This window comes from Kitasatospora sp. NPDC053308, from assembly GCF_055585785.1.
Map to the genome: position 1 here is coordinate 1 of NZ_JBVJJY010000005.1, position 9958 is coordinate 9958.

Annotated in this window: 9 protein-coding genes and 1 tRNA gene; 6 read left to right on the forward strand and 4 right to left on the reverse strand. The window is 72.3% G+C overall.

Annotation, left to right across the window (positions count from 1 at the left end):
- Positions 1–260: ATP-binding cassette domain-containing protein (locus ACZ6Y7_RS13345; protein ID WP_465758033.1), on the reverse strand; the 260-nt coding region annotated here is incomplete at its 3' end.
- Positions 261–527: 267 nt separating this feature from the next.
- Here ACZ6Y7_RS13345 and ACZ6Y7_RS13350 point away from each other — a divergent pair.
- From ACZ6Y7_RS13350 to ACZ6Y7_RS13360, 3 genes are all read left to right on the forward strand, one after another.
- Positions 528–609 (forward strand) — tRNA-Leu (locus tag ACZ6Y7_RS13350).
- 142 nt (positions 610–751) lie between these two features.
- Positions 752–1621 (forward strand): Bax inhibitor-1/YccA family protein, encoded by an 870-nt coding sequence (locus tag ACZ6Y7_RS13355; RefSeq protein ID WP_465758034.1) that lies wholly within the window; start codon positions 752–754, stop codon positions 1619–1621.
- 84 nt (positions 1622–1705) lie between these two features.
- Positions 1706–2074 (forward strand): hypothetical protein, encoded by a 369-nt coding sequence (locus tag ACZ6Y7_RS13360; RefSeq protein WP_465758035.1) that lies wholly within the window; start codon positions 1706–1708, stop codon positions 2072–2074.
- 147 nt (positions 2075–2221) lie between these two features.
- Here ACZ6Y7_RS13360 and ACZ6Y7_RS13365 read toward each other — a convergent pair whose 3' ends face one another.
- From ACZ6Y7_RS13365 to ACZ6Y7_RS13375, 3 genes are all read right to left on the reverse strand, one after another.
- Positions 2222–3163 carry a hypothetical protein gene (locus ACZ6Y7_RS13365; RefSeq protein ID WP_465758036.1) on the reverse strand — a complete coding sequence of 314 codons (942 nt, stop codon included), beginning with the start codon at positions 3161–3163 and terminating at the stop codon, positions 2222–2224.
- Between the two features lie 288 nt (positions 3164–3451).
- Positions 3452–4672: an acetyl-CoA C-acetyltransferase gene (locus tag ACZ6Y7_RS13370; protein ID WP_465758037.1), complete on the reverse strand. Its 1221-nt coding sequence runs from the start codon at positions 4670–4672 to the stop codon at positions 3452–3454.
- A gap of 63 nt (positions 4673–4735) precedes the next feature.
- On the reverse strand, positions 4736–5824 hold the full coding sequence (locus ACZ6Y7_RS13375) for an SGNH/GDSL hydrolase family protein (RefSeq protein ID WP_465758038.1): 1089 nt from the start codon (positions 5822–5824) through the stop codon (positions 4736–4738).
- A gap of 277 nt (positions 5825–6101) precedes the next feature.
- Here ACZ6Y7_RS13375 and ACZ6Y7_RS13380 point away from each other — a divergent pair, with 277 nt between their 5' ends.
- From ACZ6Y7_RS13380 to ACZ6Y7_RS13390, 3 genes are all read left to right on the forward strand, one after another.
- Complete coding sequence (locus tag ACZ6Y7_RS13380; protein ID WP_465758039.1) at positions 6102–7502, forward strand: cystathionine beta-synthase; 1401 nt, start codon at positions 6102–6104, stop codon at positions 7500–7502.
- A 544-nt stretch (positions 7503–8046) separates the two neighbouring features.
- Complete coding sequence (locus ACZ6Y7_RS13385; protein ID WP_402222608.1) at positions 8047–8385, forward strand: hypothetical protein; 339 nt, start codon at positions 8047–8049, stop codon at positions 8383–8385.
- 183 nt (positions 8386–8568) lie between these two features.
- Positions 8569–9840 (forward strand): L,D-transpeptidase, encoded by a 1272-nt coding sequence (locus ACZ6Y7_RS13390; protein WP_465758040.1) that lies wholly within the window; start codon positions 8569–8571, stop codon positions 9838–9840.
- The last annotated feature ends 118 nt before the right edge of the window (positions 9841–9958 follow it).

Below are 9958 nucleotides of genomic sequence, written 5' to 3' on the forward strand. Positions count from 1 at the left end.
GAGCCGGAGGTGACGGTGTCGAGGCCGGCCATGCAGTGCATGAGGGTGGACTTGCCGGAGCCGGAGGGGCCCATGATCGCGGTGAACTCGCCCTGGGGGAAGGCCACGCTGACGTCGTCGAGGGCGACGACGCGGGTCTCGCCCTCCCCGTAGACCTTGTTCAGGCCGGTGGCGCGGGCGGCCGCCCGGCCGGTGCGGACGGCGGTTGCGGTCGACGTGGTCACGGGGTGCTCCTCGGGCTCGTGGGCTTGTCCCTCCATGCTCCGCGACGTGATCATGGTCTGGCGTCGCTCCGCCGGACGGTTGGCCCTACCACCGCTGGGCGTACGGCAGGAAGGCGCTCGTCCTCCTGCGGTATGACGGGAACCCTGAGGCGGCGCCGACGGCGGCGGGGTGGCCGGAACCGCTATCCTTCGTGGCCGAATCCCGGACAGTTCGTCAGATGGCAAGGAAACATGACAACTTCCGGGGCTGGGAACATGCGAAAGGGCGAGCCGGGCGACTAGGCTCAGGGGGGTTCGCAGGACGCCCGGATGGTGGAACGCAGACACGGGCAGCTTAAAACTGCTTGGCCGCGAGGCCGTGCCGGTTCGAGTCCGGCTCCGGGCACCGATTCCGATCGGCGGGGGCGCCGACGGCGCCCCCGCCGTGAGACGTTCACCGGATCCTCCTCGCGGCGTATCCCGGAATTTTTGCCAAGCCATTACCCTTATGCGAGGGCGGTGCAGTGCCGCCACGGAGGGAATGAGCAATGAGAAGCAGCAACCCGGTCTTCTCGCGGGAGGGGTCCTTCACCCGCGACTCCGGCTACGCGGGGTTCGGTAACGCCGCGCAGGCCGGGAGCCCGTACGGCGGCAACCCGTACGCGGGGACGCAGTACGCCCAGCCGCAGGGTCAGGCCCCGCTGACGGACGAGCAGCTGTACCAGATGTACAACGGCCCGGCGGCCGGCCCGGCCGCCACCGGGCGGATGACGCTGGACGACGTGGTCGCCCGCACCGCCATGACGCTGCTGACCCTGGTCGCCGCCGGCGCGGTGGCCTGGTTCGTGCTGCCGTTCGAGAACTACGGCTTCGCGATCGCGGCCAGCATGGTGGCCCTGGTGGTCGGTCTGGTGGCCTCCTTCAAGCGCAGCGTCAGCCCGCCGCTGATCCTGACGTACGCGGCCTTCCAGGGCTTCGCGATGGGCGCCTGGTCGCACGCGCTGAACACCGTCCTCAACGGCATCGTGATCCAGGCGGTGCTGGGCACGGCGGCGGTCTTCGCGGCGATGCTGTTCGCCTACAAGAGCGGTCGGATCCGTGTCACCCCGCGCTACCAGCGGATCGGCATCTCGATCGCCCTGGGCTTCGTGCTGCTGATGCTGGTCAACCTGGTCGCGACGGCCTTCGGCGCCGAGATGGGGCTGCGCTCCGGCCCGCTGGGCATCGTGGTCGGCCTGGTCGGCATCGGTCTGGGCGCCTTCTTCCTGTCGCTGGACTTCGCGGAGATCGAGACGGCCATCGCCCAGGGCGCGCCGCAGCGCGAGTCGTGGCGGGCGGCCTTCGGCCTGACCCTGTCGCTGGTCTGGATCTACATGGAGATGATGCGGCTCATCGCGATCCTGCGCGGCGACGACTGACCCGTCCCCCGCTGTGAACACTGCCGCCGGGCCCCGGAGCGACCTGCTCCGGGGCCCGGCGGCTTTTCGCCTAGGCTCGCTGCCATGCATGACGTAGAGCCCCTGGTCGAAGCCGTCGACACACTGGCGGATCGTTTCCGCTCGCTGCCGCAGAGCAAGCTGCTGGGCGCCGTGCCCGGGCACGCCTCGCGGGCGGCGGCCGCGCTGGGCCTCGCCCGACAACTGGCAGCGCTGGCGCTGGCGGTGGAGGGCGGTCCGGCGCGGGACTTCCCGGACGCCGGGGCCTTCGCGGTGGGGGACCAACTGGCCGTCGCCGGGCACGACCTGGCCACCGCGCTCGCGGCGCTGCCCGAGGGCGCGCAGGTGGCGCTGCCGGACGGGCCCGCGGCCGCCGCCGAGGTGCTGGCCGGGGCGGTCGCGGCCGTGCGCGGGACGGCGGAACTCTGCGGCTGAGGCCCGGCTCCCCCGGGACCGGGACCGGGAGCGGTCGCCAGGCTGCGAACGCGAACGCCGAAGGCCGGCCGGGTCGGTAACCCCTGTGACCCGGTCGGCCTTCGGTGTGCTGTGTTGTGCGGTGGGAGTCCTGCCGGTGAGCCGGCGTCAGATGCTGGCGACCACCCGGTCGGCGAGCACGTAGACGGCCTCCTCGTCGGTGGAGAAGGTCAGCGAGTACGAACCGGAGAAGCGCGAGCCGCCGAGCAGCCGGACGTGCTCACCGGCGCGCACCGCGTCGATCAGCCGGTAGGCGGCCTCCCGGTCGCCCGGGGCCACGCAGAGCGTGGTGCCGTCGGCGAAGGCGTACACGTCCAGGGTGCCGAGCGGGCCGGGACGGACGTCGGTCAGGGCGACGGCCTCCTCGGCGAGGGCGGCCAGCCGGCTGTCGGTCCACTCGCGGGACGGCGCCTGGCTCGGCACGAAGTCGGGGTGCGAGGGGTGGCGGCGCGGGTCGGGCGCGGCGACCGGGGCCTCCTCGACGGCGGCCTCGGCGTCCAGCAGCCCGGCCTCCAGGCCGGTGGCCAGCAGGTCGGCCTCGCGGCGGGCCCGGGCGTCCTTGGTGGTCTCGCCCACCGGGTGGCCGGGGCGCAGCGGCGCGCCGCCGTCGGTGCCGGGCTCGGCCGGGGCGGTGCCGCCGTCGCTGATCAGGTCCTCCAGCGCGGAGCGCAGCGCTTCACCGAACTCCGGGTCCATCGTCCCGGCGTTGTCGGCGGCGTCCTGCGGGCCGGTGGGGCGGGGGAAGAACAGCGGCCACTCGTCGGTGCCGGAGAAGGCGCCGGTGAAGGGGGAGTCGAACAGCGGCGCGTCCTCGGCCGCGCGGGCCTCCTGCTCGGCCCAGAACGCCCGGGCCTCGGTGATCTCCCGCTCGCGGTCGGCGGCGAGCGCCTCGGCGACGGCCCGGCGTATCGCGGCCTCGTCCACCGGGGCGGGCACGGCCGGGGCCGCCGCCTGGGCGTCCAGTCGGCGGGAGATCGCCCGGAGACGGAACAGCGCGGCGGTCGAGACGGTGATCAGGATCAGCAGCAGGATGGCGTAGACGGCGCTCACGGAACGTACTCCTAGCGAGGAGCGGAACGGGGTTACGTGTCCACACTGCCGCATGCGGGGCTGTGACCGCAGTGGCGAATGTCTAATTCGTCCAGGACTTTCGCTCTTGTCCCCAAATTGTTAGGTAACACCGTTCTACGCAGTGGAGTTGATCCGCTCCGCAGTGTCGATTTCCGGGCCGAAAACGAACGAAAAGAGGGCCGGATCGACCTCGCGGTGTGATCCGGCCCTCAATTACGCAGTGTCACTCCAAATGGGTGGTCCAGACCCTTCGGAGGGTGCGGGTGGTCAGCTGAGGCGCTCGATGACCATCGCCATGCCCTGGCCGCCGCCGACGCACATGGTCTCCAGACCGAACTGCTTGTCGTGCCACTGCAGGGAGTTGATCAGCGTGGTGGTGATCCGGGCGCCGGTCATGCCGAAGGGGTGGCCGACCGCGATGGCGCCGCCGTTGACGTTGAGCTTGTCCAGGTCGACGCCGAGGTCGCGGTAGGAGGGGATCACCTGGGCCGCGAAGGCCTCGTTGATCTCGACCAGGTCGATGTCGTCGATGGTCAGGCCGGCCCGTCGGAGCGCCTGCTTGGAGGCCTCGACCGGGCCGTAGCCCATGATCTCGGGGGAGAGGGCGCTGACACCGGTGGAGACCACGCGGGCGAGCGGGGTGATGCCGAGCTCGGCGGCCCTGGTGTCGGACATGATGACCAGCGCGGCCGCGCCGTCGTTCAGTGGGCAGCAGTTACCGGCGGTCACGGTGCCGTCCGGGCGGAACACCGGCTTCAGGCCCGAGACGCCCTCCAGGGTCACGCCGGCGCGCGGGCCGTCGTCCGCGCTGACCACGGTGCCGTCCGGGGTCGTCACCGGGGTGATCTCGCGCTCCCAGAAGCCGGCCTTGATGGCGGCCTCGGCGAGGTTCTGCGAGCGGACGCCGAACTCGTCCTGCTCGGCGCGGGTGATGCCCTTGAGCGCGGCCAGGTTCTCGGCGGTCTGGCCCATCGCGATGTAGGCGTCCGGCAGCAGGCCGTCCTCGCGCGGGTCGTGCCACTCGCCGCCGCCCTCCTCGGCGCGCTTGGCGGTGCGGGCCTGGGCCTCGTCGAAGAGCGGGTTCATGGTGCCCGGCATGCCGTCCGAGGTGCCGTGGACGCTGCGCGAGACGGTCTCCACGCCGGCCGAGACGAAGACGTCGCCCTCGCCCGCCTTGATCGCGTGCAGCGCCATCCGCGTGGTCTGCAGCGAGGAGGAGCAGTAGCGGGTGATGGTGGCGCCGGGCAGGTAGTCCATGCCCATCTGGACGGCCACGATGCGGGCCAGGTTGTGGCCCTGCTCGCCGCCGGGCAGGCCGCAGCCGAGCATCAGGTCGTCGATCTCGCGCGGGTCGAGCTGCGGCACCTTGGCCAGGGCGGCCTGGATGATGTGAGCGGTCAGGTCGTCCGGGCGGACGTCCTTGAGGGAGCCCTTGAAAGCCCGGCCGATCGGCGAACGGGCGGCGCTGACGATGACGGCTTCGGGCATGACGGGCTCCTCGCTGGGTGACGGCGGACCTGACGTCCGGGAGGAAAGTTACCGCCTGGTAGATCAGGCGTCACCCGCCCCAGCGTGTGAGCTGGCCGACGTATTCCCGGCGGCCGCGGGGCCCTCCTCGGCGGGGTGGACGTGGGCCGCCGGGCCCGAGCCGGGCAGCCCCACCCGCAGCCGCCGGCGCAGCAGGGCCCAGCGGTGGCCTGCGGTCTCCGTCCCCACCGCCGCGACCTCGGTGCCCGCCCGGCCGGCCGCCGCGGCCGCCGCCACCGCGACCGGCAGCACCGTGTCGCCCGGCACCGCGACGGTCGGGTGCTCCTCCTCCGGCCACAGGCCCAGTGCGGCGCAGACCGAGGGCAGCACGGCCATCGCGGCGGTGGCGTAGCCCTGGGCCGAGGGGTGGTAGCGGTCGGCGGCGAACATCTCCGGACGGGCGGCGAACTCCGGGCCCAGCAGCGAGCCCAGCGACACCGTCCGGCCGCCCGCCTCCACCACCGCGATGGTCTGCGCGGCGGCCAGCTGCCGGCTCAGCCGGCGGGCCACCCAGCGCAGCGGCGGCCGCACCGGCTTGATCGTGCCGAGGTCCGGGCAGGTCCCGACGACGACCTCGCAGCCGTTGGCGCGCAGCGCGGCGACGGCCTCGCCGAGCTGGCGGACGGCCAGCTGGGCCGGGCTGTGCCGGGTCACGTCATTGGCGCCGATCATGATCACCGCGATGTCCGGGTGGTGCGGCAGCGCCTGCTCCAGCTGGCCGGACAGGTCGGCGGAGCGGCCGCCGGAGCGGGCCACGTTGACCAGGCGGACCGGGCGCTCGGCCACCGAGGCCAGGCCGGCGGCGAGCAGGGCCCCCGGGGTCTCCCGGGCCCGCGCCACCCCGAGGCCGGCGCCGGTCGAGTCGCCGAGGACGGCCAGCACGAGCGGCGGCTGCGGGTCGGCGGCGCCGTCGGCGAAGGCCTCGCCGTAGACGCCGTCGGACTTGGGCGGGTGGGTCTCCAGGATGCCGATGGCCTGGATGGCGAGCTTGCTCTCGGTCAGCAGCAGGCCGACCAGGCCCACGCCGAGCAGCCCGAGCCCGCCGCCGCCGTACGCCGCCGCGGTGGCGATCCGCCGGGCCACCCGGGCCCGCGAGTCGTGTGCGCCTGGCATCCGGTGCCCCCTTCGCCTCCTCGTGCCGCCCCGAGCGGGGCCGTACACCCCTCCTACCCGCGCGGAGGACGGGAGTACCGGGGGCGGGGCCATTGGGGGCGGCGGGGGCCCGGCCGGCGGCCCCGCGGAGCCGCGCGAGGAGCGGTCCGGGGCGGGAGTGCCGGGCGGGTCGTTCGTGGCGGTGGACGGGAGCGGGCGCTGCGGTGCGCGCCACGCCCTAGGCTTTGCAGTACCGATAGCACTGACACTCGCATGCCCACAGACCGGGAGGACCCCCGTGCGGTACCACAACTCGATCATCGACCTGGTCGGCAACACGCCGCTGGTCAAGCTGAACAAGGTCACCGAGGGCATCAGCGCGACAGTGCTGGCGAAGGTCGAGTACTTCAACCCCGGTGGCTCCGTCAAGGACCGCATCGCGATGCGCATGATCGAGGCCGCCGAGGCCTCAGGCGCCCTGAAGCCGGGCGGCACCATCGTGGAGCCGACCTCCGGCAACACCGGTGTCGGTCTGGCGATCGTGGCCCAGCAGAAGGGCTACAAGTGCATCTTCGTCTGTCCGGACAAGGTGTCGACCGACAAGATCAACACTCTGCGCGCGTACGGCGCCGAGGTGGTCGTCTGCCCGACCGCCGTCGCCCCCGAGCACCCCGACTCGTACTACAACGTCTCCGACCGCCTGGTCCGGGAGACCCCGAACGCCTGGAAGCCGGACCAGTACTCGAACCCGGACAACCCGGCGTCGCACTACCACTCCACCGGCCCGGAGCTGTGGGAGCAGACCGAGGGCAAGATCACCCACTTCGTGGCGGGCGTCGGCACCGGCGGCACCATCTCCGGCACCGGCAACTACCTGAAGGAGGTCTCCGGCGGCAAGGTCAAGGTGATCGGCGCCGACCCGGAGGGCTCGGTCTACTCGGGCGGCACCGGCCGGCCGTACCTGGTCGAGGGCGTCGGTGAGGACTTCTGGCCGACCGCCTACGACCGCGAGGTCGCGGACGGGATCGTCGCCGTCTCCGACAAGGACTCGTTCCAGATGACCCGCCGCCTGGCCAAGGAGGAGGGCCTGCTGGTCGGCGGCTCGTGCGGCATGGCCGTGGTGGCCGCGCTGGAGGTCGCCCGCGGGCTCGGGCCGGACGACGTCGTCGTGGTGCTGCTGCCGGACGGCGGCCGGGGCTACCTGTCGAAGATCTTCAACGACGACTGGATGGCCGACTACGGCTTCCTGCCCTCGTCCACCGACGAGGCGCACATCGGCGAGGTGCTGGCCCGCAAGGAGAGCATCGAGCAGGGCGGCGTCCCGCAGTTCGTCCACATGCACCCGAACGAGACGGTCGCCGAGGCGGTCCGGGTGCTGCGCGAGTACGGCGTCTCGCAGATGCCGGTGGTCTCCCCGGGTGCCGGGCACCCGGACATCATGGCCGGCGAGGTGATCGGCTCGGTGGTGGAGAAGCTGCTGCTGGAGGGCATCTTCGCGAAGGAGATCGAGCTGACCGACACGCTGGACAAGGTGATGTCCAAGCCGCTGCCGGTGGTCGGCTCGGGCGAGACCGTCACCAACCTGATGACCGTGCTGGAGAAGGCCGACGCGGCCGTCGTGCTGGTCGAGGGCAAGCCGCAGGGCATCGTCACCCGGCAGGACCTGCTGGGCTACCTGACCGGCCGCTCCGCGCACTGACGCGCGGTCACCCCGCCCCGCCCGTGGACGGATCAGCAGGGTTCGTCCACGGGCGAAGTGGTACACCGGCGTCACCTGCCCGCAGCACGGGGTTAACACGGCTCCGGCATCGTGGTGGTCAACGGCAAGACGCCGAAAGAGGCGACGGCAACCGTCCGGGAGCGGCTCCCCGGCGGAGGCGGTCGACTCCGGACACATCGGGCGGCCCTGACCCGGCCGCTGTGTCCGCCTTCCGCGGGAGGTGCCGTTGTCCCGCCCCTGTCCGGCTCCGGCCGGTCGACAGGGTGTGGCGGCTCCCGCGGCCGCGCGCGCCGTTACGGCGCGTCCCCGCGGCTCCCGGGTGGGGGAGCCCATGCGGGGGAACGGTGGGGCCGGTCCTTCTCCGAGGGGCCGGCCCCTTCCGTTCGTCCCTTCCGGCCGGCCTTTCCGTCCGGCCCTGCGCTCCCGCTGGTCTCCCACTGGCCCCCCCGCGTTCGCCGCCGGGCCTCGGTCCGGCGCCCGCGGCGTGCCCCGGGCGGCCCGCCGTTCCCGTACGCTCGCACGCATGACCAGCACTGAAACGACCGACCAGGACGCCCCGCGCTACGTCCGGGTGAAGATCGAGCTCATCGCGGAGATCACCGACGAGGGCGCCCTCAAGGCGGCGGCCCTGCAGGCGGTGACCGAGGACGAGTACCTCGACGACGAGGAGCGCGCCCAGTCCGTCGAGGCCATCGAGGTGGACCCGTCGGGTTCGCTCGCGCACTTCATCGACCCCGTCGCCCTGCTCGGGGACGTCCCCGGGGTGGAGCTCGCCTCGGCGACCTGGGAGTCGGCGCAGACCGAGTTCGACCCGGACAGCGAGGAGTGGGACGAGTACGCGGTGGACGAGTCCGCCGAGTAGCGGCAGCCCGCCGTGCCCCTCGACGACGCCCGGTCCGCCACGGCGGACCGGGCGTTTCCGCGTGTTCGGTGGCCCATTGGGTCATCTCATACGATCGCTTACCCTTCGGTGATGGAACCGTGAGCGGGCGGATTGCGTTTCTGTATCCGTAAATGCCCGGGATGATCAGCAGGGAGACGCGACGTGACGGCACGGGACGGTCAGGGGCGGGCGGCCGGAGGAAGCTGGAGCCGACGCGGTGTCCTCGCGGGACTGATCGGGGCGCCCGTCCTGCTGCTGGCGGCCTGCAACGACAACAGCGACAACGGCGGCGCCGGCGGCTCCGGCGGCAGCGCGAACGGCACCCCGGGCGGGGGCGGCGGCAGCAGCACCCCGAAGACCTCGGCCGCCGTGATCACCGTCTCGCCCGCGGACGGGGTCACCGCCGCCAGCTTCAGCGAGCCGGTCAAGGTCACCGTCGCCAACGGCACCCTGAGCAGCGTCAAGGTCACCGACTCCACCGGCAAGGAGCTGGCCGGCCAGCTCTCCGCCGACAACACCGCCTGGACCTCGGCCGCTGCCCCGGCCAGCGGCACCAAGTACACCGTCGCCGCCGTCGCGGTGGACAAGGACAAGCTGGAGGCGGACTCCAACGCCGTCTTCACCACGGCGACCCCGGCCAACACCTTCGTCGGCTACTTCACCCCCGAGGACGGCTCGACCGTCGGCGTCGGCATGCCCGTCTCGATCAACTTCAGCAAGCCGATCACCGACCGCAAGGCCGTCCAGCAGGCGATCACCGTGACCGCCGAGCCCGGCGTCGAGATCGTCGGGCACTGGTTCTCCAGCACCCGCCTCGACTTCCGCCCGCAGGAGTACTGGGCCAAGGGCACCAAGGTCACCCTCAAGCTCCGGCTCAAGGACGTCGAGGGCGCCAAGGGCGTCTACGGCACCCAGTCCAAGGACGTCACCTTCACCATCGGCCGCGCCCAGACCAGCGTCGCCGACCTCGCCACCAAGAAGCTCACCGTCACCACCGACGGCCAGGTCAGCGCGGTCTACAAGATCTCCGGCGGCTCGCCCGAGCACACCACCTGGGGCGGCAAGATGGTCATCTCCGAGCAGTACACCCAGACCCGGATGAACTCGCAGACCGTCAACCTGGGCAGCGAGTACGACATCGCCGACGTGCCGCACGCGCAGCGCCTCACCACCTCGGGCACCTTCATCCACGGCAACTACTGGTCCTCGGCGTCGATCTTCGGCAGCCAGAACACCAGCCACGGCTGCGTCGGCCTGCAGGACGCCAAGGGCGCGCAGGACACCGGGACGGACGGCTACAAGTTCTACAAGTCCTCGATGATCGGCGACGTGGTCGAGGTCGTGAACTCCGGGGACAAGACGGTCGCCCCGGACAACGGCCTGAACGGCTGGAACATGGGCTGGGCCGAGTGGAAGGCCGGCAGCGCCGTCTGAGCGGGTGCCGCCGGGGGGACGGGGGGGGGCCCGCCCGGGCCCCCCGGCCCGGTCGTTGGCTCATGTTGGAGGCCACGGAGACCCGGTCATCTAACACAAAAACAGGTGAGTCGCCCAC

Excerpts from the sequence above, each read along its gene's own strand:
- ACZ6Y7_RS13355 (WP_465758034.1), top strand. The coding sequence starts at position 752 with ATGAGAAGCAGCAACCCGGTCTTCTCGCGGGAGGGGTCCTTCACCCGC.
- ACZ6Y7_RS13360 (WP_465758035.1), top strand. The coding sequence starts at position 1,706 with ATGCATGACGTAGAGCCCCTGGTCGAAGCCGTCGACACACTGGCGGAT.
- ACZ6Y7_RS13370 (WP_465758037.1), bottom strand. The coding sequence starts at position 4,672 with ATGCCCGAAGCCGTCATCGTCAGCGCCGCCCGTTCGCCGATCGGCCGG.
- ACZ6Y7_RS13375 (WP_465758038.1), bottom strand. The coding sequence starts at position 5,824 with ATGCCAGGCGCACACGACTCGCGGGCCCGGGTGGCCCGGCGGATCGCC.
- ACZ6Y7_RS13385 (WP_402222608.1), top strand. The coding sequence starts at position 8,047 with ATGACCAGCACTGAAACGACCGACCAGGACGCCCCGCGCTACGTCCGG.